Annotated in this window: 15 protein-coding genes; 12 read left to right on the top strand and 3 right to left on the bottom strand. The window is 45.0% G+C overall.

What is annotated here, in order from left to right; all coding sequences use genetic code 11:
• Positions 1–5 precede the first annotated feature (5 nt).
• The 9 genes from nuoG (at position 6) to ABYU67_RS04415 (ending at position 11,857) form a co-directional block, all read left to right on the top strand.
• Positions 6–3,101, top strand: coding sequence for an NADH-quinone oxidoreductase subunit NuoG (gene nuoG, locus ABYU67_RS04455; RefSeq protein ID WP_372843803.1), 3,096 nt, complete (start codon positions 6–8; stop codon positions 3,099–3,101).
• A 49-nt stretch (positions 3,102–3,150) separates the two neighbouring features.
• Positions 3,151–4,146: an NADH-quinone oxidoreductase subunit NuoH gene (gene nuoH / locus ABYU67_RS04450; protein ID WP_372843824.1), complete on the top strand. Its 996-nt coding sequence runs from the start codon at positions 3,151–3,153 to the stop codon at positions 4,144–4,146.
• Positions 4,147–4,200: 54 nt separating this feature from the next.
• A complete protein-coding gene (gene nuoI / locus ABYU67_RS04445; RefSeq protein ID WP_372843802.1) occupies positions 4,201–4,749 on the top strand; it encodes an NADH-quinone oxidoreductase subunit NuoI in 549 nt (182 codons plus the stop codon).
• Complete coding sequence (gene nuoJ, locus ABYU67_RS04440) at positions 4,746–5,465, top strand: NADH-quinone oxidoreductase subunit J (protein ID WP_372843801.1); 720 nt, start codon at positions 4,746–4,748, stop codon at positions 5,463–5,465. Before nuoI ends, nuoJ begins: the two co-directional genes overlap by 4 nt.
• A gap of 98 nt (positions 5,466–5,563) precedes the next feature.
• On the top strand, positions 5,564–5,872 hold the full coding sequence (gene nuoK, locus ABYU67_RS04435; RefSeq protein WP_041753378.1) for an NADH-quinone oxidoreductase subunit NuoK: 309 nt from the start codon (positions 5,564–5,566) through the stop codon (positions 5,870–5,872).
• Positions 5,873–5,876: 4 nt separating this feature from the next.
• Entirely contained in the window at positions 5,877–7,751 is a 1,875-nt protein-coding gene (nuoL, locus tag ABYU67_RS04430) for an NADH-quinone oxidoreductase subunit L (RefSeq protein WP_372843800.1), read from the top strand.
• Between the two features lies 1 nt (position 7,752).
• Positions 7,753–9,378, top strand: a complete 1,626-nt coding sequence (gene nuoM / locus ABYU67_RS04425) for an NADH-quinone oxidoreductase subunit M (RefSeq protein WP_372843798.1) — start codon at positions 7,753–7,755, stop codon at positions 9,376–9,378.
• Between the two features lie 3 nt (positions 9,379–9,381).
• Positions 9,382–10,860 carry an NADH-quinone oxidoreductase subunit N gene (locus ABYU67_RS04420; protein WP_372843797.1) on the top strand — a complete coding sequence of 493 codons (1,479 nt, stop codon included), beginning with the start codon at positions 9,382–9,384 and terminating at the stop codon, positions 10,858–10,860.
• Positions 10,861–11,029: 169 nt separating this feature from the next.
• Positions 11,030–11,857, top strand: a complete 828-nt coding sequence (locus tag ABYU67_RS04415) for a ferredoxin--NADP reductase (protein ID WP_372843796.1) — start codon at positions 11,030–11,032, stop codon at positions 11,855–11,857.
• 153 nt (positions 11,858–12,010) lie between these two features.
• Here ABYU67_RS04415 and ABYU67_RS04410 read toward each other — a convergent pair whose 3' ends face one another.
• Both ABYU67_RS04410 and tnpA read right to left on the bottom strand, forming a co-directional pair.
• Positions 12,011–12,784: a hypothetical protein gene (locus tag ABYU67_RS04410; protein ID WP_372843823.1), complete on the bottom strand. Its 774-nt coding sequence runs from the start codon at positions 12,782–12,784 to the stop codon at positions 12,011–12,013.
• A gap of 352 nt (positions 12,785–13,136) precedes the next feature.
• On the bottom strand, positions 13,137–13,550 hold the full coding sequence (gene tnpA / locus ABYU67_RS04405) for an IS200/IS605 family transposase (protein ID WP_149493037.1): 414 nt from the start codon (positions 13,548–13,550) through the stop codon (positions 13,137–13,139).
• A 47-nt stretch (positions 13,551–13,597) separates the two neighbouring features.
• Between tnpA and ABYU67_RS04400 the strand changes: the two genes are divergently transcribed.
• From ABYU67_RS04400 to ABYU67_RS04390, 3 genes are all read left to right on the top strand, one after another.
• On the top strand, positions 13,598–14,692 hold the full coding sequence (locus tag ABYU67_RS04400; protein WP_372843795.1) for an RNA-guided endonuclease InsQ/TnpB family protein: 1,095 nt from the start codon (positions 13,598–13,600) through the stop codon (positions 14,690–14,692).
• A 56-nt stretch (positions 14,693–14,748) separates the two neighbouring features.
• On the top strand, positions 14,749–15,633 hold the full coding sequence (locus tag ABYU67_RS04395; protein ID WP_372843794.1) for an energy transducer TonB: 885 nt from the start codon (positions 14,749–14,751) through the stop codon (positions 15,631–15,633).
• Positions 15,634–15,698: 65 nt separating this feature from the next.
• Complete coding sequence (locus ABYU67_RS04390) at positions 15,699–16,574, top strand: mechanosensitive ion channel family protein (protein ID WP_372843793.1); 876 nt, start codon at positions 15,699–15,701, stop codon at positions 16,572–16,574.
• Between the two features lie 17 nt (positions 16,575–16,591).
• On the opposite strand, the gene ybeY is transcribed toward ABYU67_RS04390, so the two are convergent.
• Positions 16,592–17,212 carry an rRNA maturation RNase YbeY gene (gene ybeY, locus ABYU67_RS04385; RefSeq protein ID WP_372843792.1) on the bottom strand — a complete coding sequence of 207 codons (621 nt, stop codon included), beginning with the start codon at positions 17,210–17,212 and terminating at the stop codon, positions 16,592–16,594.
• Between the last annotated feature and the right edge of the window lie 8 nt (positions 17,213–17,220).

The raw sequence follows: 17,220 nt of genomic DNA, 5'->3' as shown, positions 1-17,220 counted from the left end.
GCGGCATGGCAGTCATACATATTGATGGAACCACTGTCGAAGTAGATAGCGCGGACAACTTGCTACAAGCATGTTTGTCACTCGGCATTGATGTGCCGTATTTTTGTTATCACCCCGCCTTAGGTTCGGTCGGCTCTTGCCGTCAGTGCGCGGTTAAGCAATACCAGTCTAAAGAAGATATGGAAGCGGGTCGCGGTCGTCTGGTGATGTCATGTATGGTTGCCCCAGGCGATGATATGTACATCTCGGTCACCGATGATGAAGCAAAAGCCTTCCGTAAGTCGATGGTTGAGCTACTCATGACTAACCATCCACATGACTGTCCAACCTGTGAAGAGGGTGGCCATTGTCATTTGCAGGACATGACTTATATGTCAGGTCATAGCCGCCGTCGCTATCGCTTTACCAAGCGTACCCATCATAACCAAGAGCTTGGGCCTTTTATCGCCCATGAGATGAACCGCTGTATCGCTTGTTATCGCTGCGTGCGTTTTTATAAAGACTATGCTGGCGGTGAAGATTTAGGCGTCTATGGTTCTAATAATCGCGTCTATTTCGGTCGTGATAAAGACGGTCAGTTTGAAAGTGAGTTCTCAGGTAACTTAACCGAAGTCTGTCCAACCGGTGTGTTTACGGACAAGACCCACTCAGATCGCTATAACCGTAAGTGGGATATGCAGTATGCGCCTAGTATCTGTCATGGCTGCTCAGCGGGTTGTAATATCTCAGCTGGTGAGCGCTATGGTGAGCTGCGCCGTATCGAAAACCGCTATAACGGTGAAGTCAACCGCTACTTCTTATGTGACCGTGGTCGTTTTGGTTATGGCTATGTCAATCGTGAAGATCGTCCAACCCAAGCGCTTGAACGTATCAATGATAAACATGTCAAAATTAATATCGATTATGCTCTTGATGAAACCATCAAGCGTATCAAAGATAAAAAAGTCATCGGTATCGGCTCACCACGTGCCAGCCTTGAGACTAACTTTGCGCTAAAAAACATGGTCGGCTTTGAGAATTTCTCAACTGGTCTCAATCATCAGCAGCAAACACTGGTCAATAAATGTATCGAAGTGCTGAGCACGGAAGGTATTTATAACCCAAGTATGACTGATATCGAAAGCCATGATGCGGTATTGATTTTGGGTGAAGATATCACTCAAACCTCATCACGCGTGGCACTTTCTATCCGTCAAGCGGCAAAAAATGAAGCACTTAAAATGGCGGCGGCGACCAAAACGCAGCCTTGGTTGGCTGAGCCTGTTAAACGTATTGGTCAAGGTGTACAAAGCCCCGTCTATATCATCGATGTGACTCAGACCAAACTGGAAGATATTAGTAAAGTAAGCGTCGTTGCGACACCGGAAGATATCACGAAGCTTGGTTTTAAAGTTGCGGACGAGATTGCTAATTTTGCTGATGATTTAAGCAAAATTATTGACCCGCAAACTAGTGAGCAAGATTCTGATACCAATGTTAATACTGACCCTATGCAAGCGTTGGCAAAGCAGATTGCTTATGATTTAATCCAAGCGGATAAACCATTAGTCGTCTCAGGCAGTAGCTTATCATCAACAGCTTTAATAGAAGCTGCGGCGCAAATTACTCAAGCATTGAGTCACAAACGTACTGCGATCAAAGCCACTGAGCAATATCAAGTTGAGGCGCATAACGCCAAGGTAGCAGCAGCCGAAGCGCAAGCAGCAACAGCGCGGCAAACAGAAGATAAAGATCTGTCAGCCAAACCGAACAAGCCTGAAACAGGTGTCAATACTGAAGCACAAGACGATGTCGAGCGCGAGCCTGCAAGCAAACTTGAGCTAAAAGAAGTGGATAAACAGTACCATGCACAAGCGGGTATTTATCTAGCAGTGACAGATGCCAATAGTATCGGGGTCTGTATGCTTGGTGGTCAATCGGTCGAAGAGTTATTAGCGACGGATTTTGATGTGGTTATCGTCGCTGAAAATCAGCTAACCGATGCGATTGATGCGCATAAATTAACGCAGTTATTGACCGATAAAACCGTCATTGCGTTAGACCATCAATTACTTGATTGGCATAAAGATGTCGATATCGTATTGCCAGCGGCAAGCTTTGCTGAAGCCGATGGGACGCTTGTCTCAAGCGAAGGTCGTGCGCAGCGCTTCTTCCAAGTTTATGATAACGAATACTATCATCCGCTAAGTAGCATCAAAGAAGGCTGGCGCTGGTTGCATGCTGTGCACAGTAGTTTAGAAGGGCGTGATGTTGACTGGACACAGCTTGATGATGTGATCAACGCACTGATCGCGACCCATCCTAAGCTTGCGGGTATTAAAGAAGCAGCACCTGAAGCCGATTACCGGATGACGGGTCTAAAAATTGCCCGTCAGCCACGTCGTTACTCAGGTCGTACCGCGATGCGCGCGCCAATCTCTGTCCATGAGCCGATGCAGCCAAAAGATTTGGATACTGGCTTAACTTTTTCAATGGAAGGCTATAGCGGTAAGCAAACGCCAAGCTCGATGATTCCTTTTGCGCAATCTGCTGGTTGGAACTCACCGCAAGCGTGGAATAAATACCAAGATAAAGTCGGTGGACATCTAGTCAACGGTGATCCGGGTATACGCTTATTTGATCAGCTAGAGCGCTTGCCAACGCGTCAATATATTGCTCCAGAAGCGATGTCTACAGCCACGACAGATATGCAGCAAGGACAAGCTAAGCTAGTACCTATCTATAATATCTATGCCAGCTCAATGATGGCATCGCGTAGTCCAATCGTTGCGGAGCAATTACCTATCGCTGCATGGCGCGTGGGGGTTGATGATGCCAAAGAGTGGAATATCGCTGCCGGTGATTATCTGGCGATTGAGATTGATAAGCAGCAAATCACGCTGCCCGTTGAGCTTGTTGGTTACTTAGCAGAAGGCTGTATTGGTTATCCGGTTGGTCAGGTAAGCATCATCCATCCATCAATGCCCGCGTCGGTACGAAAAGTCGATGCACCAGTGACAATGATGGGTAGCATGGCAACTGACAGCGCTTCAAATAATGCTGAAAATAACAATAATCACGCAGCGCCCGTAAGCAGCGCGCCGACCATACAGGAGGTGTAATATGCAAGTGACTCGTATTATCCCTGATGTGCCAAGCTTTTTGGCTGGTATGATGACCTTTGATACTTGGTCAATACTTTTTATGGTCGTACAATCGCTGGTTATCTTTTTGGTGGTGGTTATTGTCGCCGCTTTGATGATTGTTTATGAGCGCCGGATGCTCGCACTTTGGCAAGACCGTTATGGTCCAAACCGTGTCGGACCGTTTGGTTCGCTGCAGTTGGTTGCCGATATGCTCAAAATCTTCTTTAAAGAAGATTGGACACCAAACTTTACCGATAAGTTTATGTTTACCTTGGCGCCAGCGGTGGCGATGTTTACCGCACTGGCGTCATTTGCCATTATTCCTATCTCGCCATCCCTTGGCGTTGCTGATTGGGATATCGGTATTTTATTCTTCTTTGCCATGGCAGGTATTGCGGTTTATGCGGTGATGTTTGGTGGCTGGGCGTCTGCTAATAAGTTTTCGCTACTCGGCGGCCTTCGTTCTGCGGCGCAAACCATCAGTTATGAAGTGTTTTTAGGTTTGTCATTAATGGGTGTGGTTGCCTTAACCGGCTCATTTAATCTACGCGCCATTGTCGAGGCGCAAATTGACGGCTGGTATATTATCCCGCAGTTCTTTGGCTTTTTAACCTTTGTCGTTGCTGGTGTTGCGGTTACCCATAGGCATCCATTTGATCAGCCAGAAGCCGAGCAAGAGCTTGCTGAAGGCTATCATGTTGAATATTCTGGTATGAAGTTCGGTATGTTCTTTATCGGGGAATACGTCAACGTCGTATTGATTTCTGCCTTGATGACCTGCCTGTTTTTTGGTGGTTGGCTTGCGCCGTTTAATTTAGATATTCCATTTATTCCACCAGCTTTTTGGTTCATGATTAAGACGTTATTCTTTATGACCATGTTTATTTTGGCTCGAGGCTCACTCATGCGTCCGCGCTATGATCAGGTGATGAACTTTGGCTGGAAAGTCTGTCTGCCGGTAACCTTGATTAATCTTCTAGTTACTGCTGCGGTCATTTTGATTTTTTCTCCAACGTTATAATCGTTACTAGCCATCACTGATGAACGAGAGTAAAGCTGATAAGGATAATAATCCATGTTTACTACTATAAAAAAGACGGTCATTGGTATTTTTACCATTGTCCGCAGTATGTGGATGGTCAATAGCCACGCCATCAGACCGCGCGATACCATTCTTTATCCTGAGGAACCTGTTCCTGTACCGCCGCGCTTTCGTGGACGCATTATATTGTCGCGTGACCCTGACGGTGATGAGCGCTGCGTTGCTTGTAACTTGTGTGCGGTCGCTTGTCCGGTTGGTTGTATCTCACTGCAAAAAGCAGAGCGCGAAGATGGGCGCTGGTATCCAGAGTTTTTCCGTATTAACTTTTCGCGCTGTATCTTTTGTGGCTTGTGTGAAGAAGCGTGTCCAACGACGGCGATTCAGATGACGCCTGACTTTGAGATGGGCGAGTACGTACGTCAAGACTTGGTTTATGAGAAAGAGCATTTGCTGATTTCAGGACCGGGTAAATATCCTGATTATAACTATTATCGCGTGTCAGGAATGGCGGTAGCAGATAAACCAAAAGGCGCGGCGCAAAATGAAGCGGCACCGATTGATCTAAGGAGTTTGCTACCATGATGAATATTTTGAACCATCCTGAATTGGCAGGGTTTTACTCACTGGCAGCGGTGGCAATATTTGCTAGCTTGCGCGTGGTAACCCAAGCCAATCCGGTACACGCTATTTTATCGATGATTGTGTCGCTATTGGCAATCGCTGGCATATTTTTTATCTTGGGTGCGCCGTTCGCTGGAGCGCTCGAAATCGTCGTTTACGCCGGTGCCATTATGGTGCTATTCGTTTTCGTTATCATGATGCTAAATTTAGGCATGCGTAATGATGAGCGTGAAGAGCGCTGGCTTGATGCGGGTACTTGGGCGATACCGACGGGGCTAACGATTATCATCGCGGTCGTGCTATATGCGATGATTGGTATGGGTCATAATGAGGCGGCCATGATAGGCGGTACGACGATTTCGGCCAAAGCCGTAGGTACGGTTTTATTTACCAAATATATTATGTTGATAGAAGTGGCAGCATTGCTACTACTTGCGGCCTTGGTTGCGGCTTACCATTTAGGTAAAGAAGCTATCGATGATGAGATTGTCGGTAACGACAGCTTAGTCGCCAATCCAAATGTCGGCAGTATTGAGCTCTATGAAAACGATAGCCCGCATACCAGTCACGATGCAGTAAAGATGGCAAAACCATACGAATATAACGACGTCGACCCGCTTGACTATGTTGGTATGAAAGCAGGTATGAATAAAGTCACGCGCAAGGAGTCAGACTGATGGTACTAGCAGCAAGCGTGGCACAAGAGGTTGCCAATGTGCCGTTTGCCCATGAAGTAGCAGGCTTAGTGCAGCCAGTTGCTGAGGCGCAAAATGTACTGGGTCTGATACCCATGAGTCATGGACTGATATTGGCAGGTATCTTATTTGCTATTGGTCTGTGCGGTGTCATGGTACGGCGTAATTTCTTATTTATGCTCATGAGCCTTGAGATCATGATGAATGCGGCGGCACTGGCATTTGTGGTCGCAGGTAGCCGCTGGGTCGATCCAGATGGGCAGATTATGTTTATCTTTATCTTGACCCTAGCAGCAGCAGAGGCAGCCATTGGTTTGGCAATATTATTGCGGTTTTATCATCAGCGTGGGCATCTCGATGTCGATAGCGCCAATGAGATGAAAGGATGATGTCATGAGTTTATTACCATTAACCTTTATATTCCCGCTCGTTGGCTTTTTGATTTTAGCCTTTATGCGCGATAAGTTAAGCGAGCAGGTAGCAGCGATTGTCGGTGTCGGTAGCATGCTGCTATCAGCACTTTGTACGCTGATTGTCAGCTATACCTTTTTAACCAGCAACCCTGCTGGTACGGTCATCGAGATGCCACTATGGACATGGTTCCAAGTTGGGGATTTCGCGCCAAGTTTTGGCTTAAGCTTTGATGGCTTAGCATTGACGATGACGGGTGTGATTACCGGTATCGGCTTTTTAATTCACCTGTTTGCCGCATGGTATATGAAAGGTGAGACGGGCTTTGCACGCTTCTTTAGCTATATGAACTTATTTGTCGCCAGTATGCTATTACTGGTATTAGCGGATAACTTGTTCTTGCTCTATCTTGGCTGGGAAGGCGTCGGTATCTGTTCGTACCTTTTGATTGGTTTTTATTATCAAGACCGCGCTAATGGTCGGGCGGCGATTAAAGCCTTTACCGTCACCCGCGTTGGTGATGTGTTCTTAGCCTTTGGTTTATTTTTATTATTCCGCGAATTTGGCACCCTTAATATTCAAGAGATTATTGCCCGTGCCCCGGAAATATTTGATATTAATAACCCAACGATGATTTTGACTACTATGATGCTCGTTGGTGGTGCGATGGGTAAATCAGCGCAGCTACCATTACATACGTGGCTTGCGGATGCAATGGCAGGTCCAACACCCGTATCGGCATTGATTCACGCAGCGACTATGGTTACCGCTGGTGTTTATCTGATTGCCCGTCTGCATCCATTGTTTATCCTGACACCTGGCGTATTGTTGTACTGGGTTGGGGCAGTGGGTGCATTGACGCTCGTCGTTGCTGGATTTTGTGCGCTGGTACAAACAGATATCAAACGTATCCTTGCTTATTCGACCATGAGCCAAATCGGCTATATGTTCTTAGCACTCGGCGTTGGTGCCTGGCAAGGGGCTATCTTCCATCTGATGACGCATGCTTTCTTTAAAGCCTTGCTATTCTTATCATCAGGTGCGGTGATACTTGCGGTACATCATGAGCAAAACATCTTTAAAATGGGCGGCTTGCGCAAAAAGATTCCTTTGGTATTTTGGTGTTATATCGTTGGTGGCGGCGCGCTTGCTGCGATACCTTGGGTCACCGTTGGTTTTTATTCAAAAGAAGCGATTCTGTGGGAAAGTTATGCAACCGGTCATATGGTCTTATTTTATATGGGCGTCTTCGGTGCTTTCTTAACTGCGATTTATACCTTCCGTATGATTTGGATTATCTTCTTTGGTGAAGAAAAAACCCATGCACACAAATTATCTGGCGTGTCTTACTGGCTGCCACTTAGTGTGTTGCTAGTCTTATCAACCGCAGTGGGCGCATTTATCACGCCGCCATTGCAAGGCGTATTGCCGGAGAGCGTTGGGCACTTATTAGAAGTGGCTGGTCAAGCACATGGTAAGCATACCGCTGAGTTTATCGCCATGGGTGCGATGGCAGCAGGTTTGATCCTCGCGGCGCTATTATATGTCGTTAATAAAGGTCGACTGCTGACCAGCTTTAAGCGTACACGTATTGGCGGGGCGCTATATCATTGGTGCTATCACGGTATGGGCTTTGACGCGCTATACGATATAGTTTTTGTAAAACCCTTTTTGTTCATCGGCCGCTTATTTAAAGCCGACCCTATCGATAAAACGTGGCTGTTATTGCCTAAGCTGGCATCAGCGGGCAATAAGGTATTGTCTGCGACGCAAACAGGGTCACTTCGAGGTTATGCTGCAAGCTTTGGCTTGGGTATGGCTGTGTTACTCGTGCTGGTAATGATGACGGTGGTATAAGATGATTGAGTTACAACAAACGTGGATGCTACCAGCATTAATCGCCATTCCTTTTATTGCAGGATTGCTATGTTGGCTGGTTGAACGCTTTAATAAACGCTTGCCGCGCTGGATTGCTTTGCTTGGTATGACGTTGACCTTTGCTTTGTCATTGGTACTTTGGCAGCAGGGTGACTTTAGTGGCATGAGTCAGCAAGTCATTGCGCCAGACGCAAATGCACCTTGGGTCGCTGAATTTAGTGTGCCGTGGATACCGAGCTTTGGTATCAGCTTCCACTTAGCGTTAGATGGTTTATCACTGATGATGGTTGCCTTAACAGGGCTACTCGGTATTGCTGCCGTCGCTTGTTCGTGGAATGAGATTCAGCGCCGCGTTGGTTTCTTCCATCTAAACTTGCTCTGGAGCTTGGGCGGCGTCATTGGGGTTTTCCTCGCCATTGATTTGTTCTTATTCTTCTTCTTTTGGGAGATGATGCTGGTTCCTATCTATTTCTTGATCGCACTTTGGGGTCATGATGTGGTTGGCAAAACCAAAGAATACGCAGCGACCAAGTTCTTTATTTATACCCAAGCATCTGGGCTAATCATGCTCGTTGGTATTTTGATATTGGTCATTATTAGCTATGCCCAAAAAGGGGTGGTCAGCTTTAATTATAATGACTTACTCGGCACCTCACTTGGTGGCTGGGAATATCCGATCATGCTGTGCTTCTTTATTGGCTTTGCCGTGAAGTTACCAATTATTCCATTCCATGGCTGGTTACCTGATGCGCATGCGCAAGCACCAACCGCAGGTTCAGTGGATTTAGCAGGGGTTTTGATTAAGACTGCCGCTTACGGCTTGATTCGTTTCGTCTTGCCATTATTTCCAGCAGCGTCACAAGATTTTGCGCCGATTGCTATGACCTTGGGTACCATTGGTATCTTCTATGGTGCATGGCTTGCCTTTATGCAAACCGATATGAAGCGCTTGCTTGCTTACACCAGTATCTCGCACATGGGCTTTGTGGTCTTGGCCATTTATGCAGGAACCTTACTCAGCTTGCAAGGTTTGATGATTCAGATGTTGGCCCATGGTCTAAGCTCAGCGGCACTGTTTATTATGGCAGGGCAGTTATATGAGCGTCTGCACACACGTGATTTGACCTTGATGGGTGGTATGTGGGGTCAGTTCCGCTATTACGCGCCGATCTTGATGTTCTTCTGTGCCGCCTTACTGGGTATTCCGGGTACAGGTAACTTTATTGGTGAGTTTTTAATCTTATTTGGCGCTTTTGCTGATTATCCGGTATTTGTAGTCTTAGCTACCTTTAGCTTGGTATTGGCGGGTTTATACTCTCTTATTTTGATTCATAAAGCATTATTTGGGACCAATAATATTAAAGAAGTGGCATTAAAAGAAACCAAGTCTCATGGTCTGCCGACGCGTCCATTAAAGGATTTGGGCAAGCGTGAGCTGTCATTACTATTGATGCTAGCGGCAGGCTTGGTCTGGCTTGGACTGTATCCACAGCCATTCCTTGATACCTCAAGTCATGCGATGCAGTGGATCAATAACGCTTATTTATATAGTCAAGTAACCCAAGTAGATGCCTCGCAGCTGCTTGATGCAATGGAGGCACGTTAAGTCATGAACGATTTTACGATGAATGATTTGATGGGGCTACTGCCTTATGCACCAATCATTGCGGTAGTTATTACAGTATTGGTGGTGATGATTGCCATCACGATGAAGCGCTCACATATGGTGACCGGTACGATTTCGGTCATCGGTCTCAATATCGGTCTGTTTATTTTGCTTGGGCAAATGGCAGGTATCATCGATAGTGGCACGCTGGTGCCAGCCGCTGAGCAGTTATTTGTCATTGATAACTTTGCTCAGTTTAATATGGTGATTGTCTTTATCTGTGCCTTGGCATGTTGTACGTTGTCTTATGCTTATTTGGCTGACTTAAAAGATCATAAAGAAGAGCTGTATTTACTGATGCTGCTATCAACAGTTGGTGCGCTACTTATGGTTTGCGCCCAGCACTTGGCATCGTTCTTTATGAGTCTTGAAATGCTATCAATACCGCTATATGGCATGCTGGCATATACCTATATGCGCAACCAGTCGCTTGAGTCGGGGCTGAAGTACTTGGTGCTATCAGCGACAGCGTCAGCAACGCTGCTGATGGGTATGGCATTTATTTATGCCGAAGTTGGCTCGTTGGCATTTAAGCCTATTAGCTTAACCTTGGGCGATACGTTTGAGTCGCCATTATTGATCCTTGGCGCGGCGATGATGATGTTTGGTATCGCCTTTAAGCTCTCGGCAGCTCCGTTTCATATCTGGACGCCCGATGTCTATGAAGGCGCACCTGCTCCTATCGCGACCTTTTTAGCGTCCGTATCAAAAGTGGCGATGATGGCACTGGCCGTACGCTTCTTAATCGATACCTCGCTACTGGCATTGCCATCCGTACAAATGCTGCTAATGGTTATGGCAACCTTGTCGATCTTGCTGGGTAACTTACTTGCGGTACGCCAAACCAGTCTCAAACGCTTACTTGGTTATTCATCGATTGCCCATATGGGTTATGTGTTAATTGTTATCGTAAGCATTGGTTCCGCCGCTGATAGTATCTCTAGCATGTATATGGCGATTTATGCCTTTACCTCTATTGGTGCCTTTGGTGTAGTCACTTTGATGTCGAGCCCGTATCGTCTGTCTGGTGAAGCCGATGAATTGACCCATTATCAAGGGCTGTTTTGGCGTCGTCCGGTATTGACTGGTGTCATGACCATCATGATGCTGTCTCTAGCCGGTATCCCATTAACCGCAGGCTTTATCACCAAGCTGTTTGCTATTCTTGCGGCGGTACAGGGTACCAACTGGTTCTTGGCAGCGATGATTATCCTCGGTAGTGCGATTGGCTTGTTTTATTACTTGCGCGTTTTACTCACATTATTTAAGCGTCCAAAACAGTTTATTGAATTTGACGTCTCAAAACAGTGGGGTCTACGTACCGGTGGTATCATGGTCATCGCCGTCACAGCGATCATCTTATTCTTTGGCGTATTACCAAACAGTATGATTGAATGGGCAAGCTTGGCTCGTATTTGGTAACACTAAAAAGTAAAAGCTGAAATAAGTAGTGCTATATCCATACTACTTATTGCTTGTTACGGTTGGAAAAACAAGATGCGCCTGCTTTGTGATAAGCTTGGCGCATCTTTTTTATGTTGGCCCATTTTTATAAAGACAAATGCTAATAAAATATAAGTGATTCATTACTATGAGCGACAATATTCAAACCGTAACCGTGCTGAGCAAAACCACTTGGACACCAAACTTGTTTAGCTTTACCGTTAGCCGCCCTGGTAGCTTTAAATTTACTGCAGGGCAGTTTGTGCGTTTGGGCGTCAACCCCAGTCAGTTACACTACTATAAGCAGAATGAAGCGAATCACATTAACGCTAATGAAGCACCAAACGAAGATATCTTTCGTGCTTACTCGATTGTCTCATCACCCTTTGATGAGGTATTAGAATTCTTCTCTATCGTCATTCCTGATGGCGCGTTTACTTCACAGCTGCAACATTTAGAAGTAGGCGATGAGCTGCTACTCAATACCATGCCATTTGGCTTTTTGACCTTGGCGCGCTATCAAAAGCCACTGCCAAAAGATTTATGGCTGCTTGCTACTGGCACGGGTCTTGCGCCTTTCTTGTCAATGCTACAAGATTTGAAGACTTGGGAAGATTACGAGCATATTATCTTGGCATATAGCGCGCGCTCGATAGAGGAGCTTGCATACCTTGATACCATAAAAAATCTGCAAGAAAATTTTGGTACTTTGGTTGAGCATCCGGCAAAATTAATCTTTATACCGATTGTTACGCGTGAGCCTGTTGAGGGCGCACTAACAGAACGTCTGCCAAAACTGCTGTTAGATGGAACGCTACAAGAGCGTGCGGGTATAGCTTTAGATGTTGAGAGTACGCACGTTATGCTCTGCGGTAATCCAGAGATGGTAGAAGATACCAAAGAGACGTTAAAGTCTTTAGGACTGGTGATGAACCGGCGCGGAGAGGGCAATATTGCGGTAGAAAACTACTGGTAACGAATCTTATAAAGTGTGCCTAAATTGCATATCTTCGGATATTTTAAAAAAATGCTGTCTTTTGAAGACTCCCGTCTGATAGGAGACAGCATTTTTTATATGAGAGGATAGTTATAAGCGATTGGATATCTACAGCCAAAAGCGTAGGGCGTCCTAAATATTGCTCGCAACATTCGTTTCCTCTGACGGTTGGATAGGACCTTGAAATTGTACTGGCTCATCCTTTTCGCTGATAATATCTTCATTACTGTTTGAGGATAATAAATCACGGTAATTAATCTGCGCTTTTAAGATCAATTGTTCTTCTTCAAGCTCACCGTAGTTAACTTGAGCCTTATGTAGCATGCCGATGATTTTCTTATTACTCTTTAGCCAACGATTGATATCAATATAGATGATCTCGCTTTTTGCGCGTGCAACATCGATATAAGATAGGATAAAACCCAGTGGGTCTTTTTTTAGGATGCGGTGGCAGAACCATATAAACAGCTTGATACCTTGACGCTTAAGAAAGGACTCGCAGCGCAAATTTAGGATATCGGTATAGGTCAGTTGCCCAAAGACAAAGCGCTGTACATTGCGATCGAGCTGCGCATGTACCAGACGAAAGTTACTCGCTACCTCGGCATAAATGCCACCGGTATCGACCGTGCAATACAAGCGAAACCACTCTTCATGTATCTCAACACGCAGCTCTAAGATGGCTTTGACATTATCTGTGACATAGGTTTTGAGCGCATCATTGACATAGGCTTGGGTCAGCGGTAGTGCCAGCTCATCTTCTAGCTTATCGGTTGCACGGTTATATAAGTCTTTAATAGACTGGGTCAGGCGCTCCCAACCATCGCTGAATGATTCATCAAAGCGGTAGCCGAGATTCTCAAAAAAGTCATCAAAATTGTCTGAATGATCAATGTTGTCACTCATATTATTAAAGCTACTCAAACTTATTATCCTTATCGTTATAAAAGCGTGACCGATACCAAGCAGTATATAGCAAAAACGAGGCGGGCTAAATGAACGTCAATAACTCATCAGCTTATCTTTATGGTTGCTGTAAAAAAATACGTTGCTCGTAATAGCACGGCTTAATTTAAATTCTCTTTTTTATTTTGCACTGACTGCCTATATCAAGATTGTTACTTAAAATATTGGTGGTGTATCAAAATATTAATATAAGTATCACTATAACGGCAATCCATCCTAAAGCGTCGACAAAGCCGTTTATCAAAAAATGCCTTACATCCACGTCCTTATAGGGCGTGGATGTAAGGCATTTTTAGCTAGGCACTTCTTGCTGATGTTCAATGTACTGCCTAACGATATCAATTGAAGCACCACCACAACTTGATGCAAAATAACTAGGCGACCACAGAGCGCCACCCCAAAGCTGCTGATTGATGGATGCGTAATTCTTTTTACGAATCATTCTGCTGGACACACCTTTCAAGCTATTTACTAGCGCTGAAACACTGATTTTTGGCGGGTAATTTACCAAAAGGTAAACATGATCCTGCTCACCATTAAATTCCACTAGCTCCGCATCAAAATCCTGACAGACTTGATTTAATATCAACCTCAGCTCGTCCAATATCTCTTTGGTAAAAACTTTTCCTCTGTATTTAGTGACAAAGACCAAATGAACATGGATATTGTAAACAACCTGTCTGCCAAGCCTTAATGTGTTTGACATAACATTAGACCAAATGTAGAATAAGATAAATAATTATAATCTATCCTATGAAAACTCTCAAGTTACGCATCAAAGACAAACATGCAAACCAGCTGAATAAATTGGCTGGCGCAGTTAACTTTGTATGGAATTACGTCAATGATTTGAGTTTCAAATACTTGCAACGAACAGGCAAATTCTTTTCAGCTTATGATATTGCAACTTATGTAAAAGGCAGTGGTGAGTTTTTGAATTTGCACAGTCAAACCTTGCAAGCCATCACCGAAACCCACGCTAAATCTCGAAAGCAATTCAAGAAAGCTAAGCTAAATTGGCGTACCAACCACCCCAAAGCTAAGCGCAAGTCACTTGGTTGGATTCCTTTTAAAAATACCGCGATAAAATATTTAGGCGTCAAAAAGGCAGGAAAGAAAAGCCTCAAATCCATCATTCAATTTAGCCTTGCTAAAGGCAAAAAGCTGACCATCGACGTTTGGGATAGCTACAATTTAGCACTCTACACCATTAATACCTGTGAGCTTGTACAGGACAGTCGTGGTCTTTGGTATGCGTGCGTCACCGTTAAAGAATACCCAAAAACTGCGTGTGGTGATAGTCAGGTTGGTATTGACTTGGGTTGCAAGGATTCAGCGACAACCAGTGATAGCGTCAAGCTACAAACTAAATTAACCCATAAATACGCACCAAAACTAGGGATTGCTCAAAGGGCTAACAATAAAAAGCGAGCTCGCGCAATTCATGCCAAGATTAAAAACACCCGCCAAGACCTGATCCATAAGTTTACATCGAAACTTGTCAAAGATAATAATGCGATCATAGTAGGTAAGCTTCACTCAAAATCATTCACCTCAAGCAAACTCGCCAAATCCGTCTATGACGCTGGTTGGTTTGAAGTTAAGCGGCAACTGACCTACAAATGCGAGAACGCAGGTTGCCATTATGATGAGGTAAATGAAAGTTACACCACCCAAACCTGCTCGTGTTGCGGCTCACGCCAAAACAGTCCGAAAGGTAGAGCAGGTCTTGGAATCAGAGAATGGCTTTGCGAGTGCGGTGTCACTCATCAACGCGATATTAATGCGGCAAAAAACATTCTCGCGCTCGGGCTTGAGCGTCTAGCGGTAGGAATCCCTTCACTTTAGGGAGGGGAGGAAGTCAATGATGACCGCCTTTATTTCATAAGCTGAGACCAACTGCGGTGTATATTAAAGATTCACAAAGCTACCATTTTTCAGCGCAAGCACCCAAGCGCAATATCAGCTTGCCGATGGCGATTGTCATTGCAGTTAGCGTGCATGCGGTGACAATTTTTGGCGTCAGTTTTTCGATGGGACAAGATCCTGCCGGATTGATGCAAGACGTTGCCAAAGCGCTAACGGACAATATGCAGCCCAATGAAGATGCGCAGTTTATTGCCAATGCATCACAACAAGGCGGCGGTACGGTGCAAGAGCAATTGCGTCAAGAAACTGACCAAAGCAGCCCGTTATCAGCTGAGCAAATGAGTGAGACGCAAGATGTGATTCGCTTGCAGCGCCAAGTACGCCAGCAGCGCTATCAAGAAAGCTACCTACGTACCACGCTAAGCTGGCGTCATGCAAGCGTAGAGTCTGACAAAGATAGTAAGCAAGCGCAAGATGATATGAGAGTGCAAGAAGAGCGCCTACGTAAGCAAATCGCTACTTTGGAAGCTCAATTGTCTCAGCGTCAACAAACCTATGCCACCAAGTCAAAAGTTGTGACCATGGACAGTAACTCAACGACACATGGTGCTGCAGCAGTTTATATTAATACTTTTCGTGAACACGTCGAACGCGTTGGTAATCTGCAATATCCTGCCCAAGCACGGGCACAAGGTATCACGGGCGAAGTGCGTTTAATGGCCATTATCGCCAATAACGGTAATATCAAAGCCATCCGTTTGCTTGAGAGCTCAAATTCAACTATCTTAGATGAAGCAGCCAAACAGTCAGTCAGGCAAGCCGCGCCATTTGGCAAATTTACCGCGGACATGAAAGACATCGTTGAGCTGCGTCTGATACGTACCTATCGTTATAGTGATACGGTAGAGGTGACGTATTAGCACCAGTAGCCCTGTATCTTAAAGTATTAAACAGATGAAACCCTGATATAGAATAAAGAGTTTATATGGAATTTTTAGGTTTTACCCTTAATGTTGCTACGCTAACCAATAACGCTTTGAGTATTGCGGCCAAAGTTGCACTAGCGCTGCTGATATTTATCATAGGGCGCTGGCTTGCCAAAAAAGCCGTCACCTTTGCTCACGGTATGATGTTACGTGGCCGTTTAGATGAGACGGTCGCTAGCTTTGTAGGCCGCTTGATTTATGGTGTGCTATTGGTTGTGGTCGTTTTGGCAGCCTTGAGTAAAGTTGGCGTGCAGACCACCTCTGTCGTTGCTATCCTAGGCGGTGCAGCGGTTGCAATAGGTTTGTCGCTTAAAGATCAGCTGTCAAACTTTGCAGCGGGCATTATGATTGTCACTTTTCGCCCATTTGTACGCGGCGACTATGTGCAAATCAGCAGTTACACCGGTACCGTGACAGAGATTACTTTGGTGAATACCCATCTAACGACGATTAACAATCATGATGTCATCATTCCCAATAGCGATATCACCACTTCAGCAGTTACCAATTATACTTCATTGCCCAATCGCCGCGTCGATATCACCGTTGGTATCGGTTATGATGCTGATATCAAGACTGCCAAGGATGTCATGCTAAATTTAGCCATCAGCAATCCAAAGGCATTTACGGATCCGGCACCGGTTATCCGCGTCACCAACTTAGGCGATAACTCCGTTGATTTGACCTTAAATGTCTGGACCACCAATGATGATTGGTGGTCAATGCAGTGCGAATTACTTGAGCAGTTTAAATATGCGCTGGATGATAATCAGATTGATATTCCCTTCCCGCAGCGCAATGTCCATGTAAAAGGACTTGACCAGATGATTAATCAGATGGATCAAGCCCAAAAACTGCTGACAAAAAAAGATTAATGATTAGTGGCTAATGATTAATAATAGGGATTTGGGATATTGAGCCCTGACAAAATTTCAATCTCAAAGCGCTCCATCTCATCTTGCTCTACTTGCCCAAGTTCATGGTCAAAACCAAGTAGATGCAAGATACCATGTATTAATAAGTGGCTGATATGCTGCAACGCTTCTTTATTTTGCTCAGTCGCTTCACGTAGCATAACCGCATGACAAATAATAAGCTCGCCGAGGGGCAATGTGGGCATCAGTCCGATGATCGCTGCTGGTAAGTCACTTGGATATGAGAGGATATTGGTTGCATAATCCTTTCGACGTGCTTCTAAATTTAGCTCGCGACCTTCATCCTCGTCCGTAATGTAAATATCCAGCGCCTTGGTCTTTTCTTGCCACTGCTCAGCATCGATATCGTCAAAATAGGGCAGTATCACACCCTCTTTTACCTGCTTGTCGATATAATCGAGTGTCGCCATCATAATTTTCGCTACATTTTCGCGATTATAAAACGTCTGCAATATATCGTCATGGATACTGTCTGCTGCACTGATATCAAGCGCGTCTAGGCTGTCACTATTGTTAAAAGCGTTAGTCAAATTATCATCAATAGTGTTATGAGTATTATGACTGCTGTTTTGGCTCATGCTTTAAT

The organism is Psychrobacter sp. (assembly GCF_041554015.1).
Classification (GTDB): domain Bacteria; phylum Pseudomonadota; class Gammaproteobacteria; order Pseudomonadales; family Moraxellaceae; genus Psychrobacter.
The sequence above is the reverse complement of the archived record's forward strand: the minus strand, read 5'-3'. Positions and strand labels throughout refer to the sequence as shown.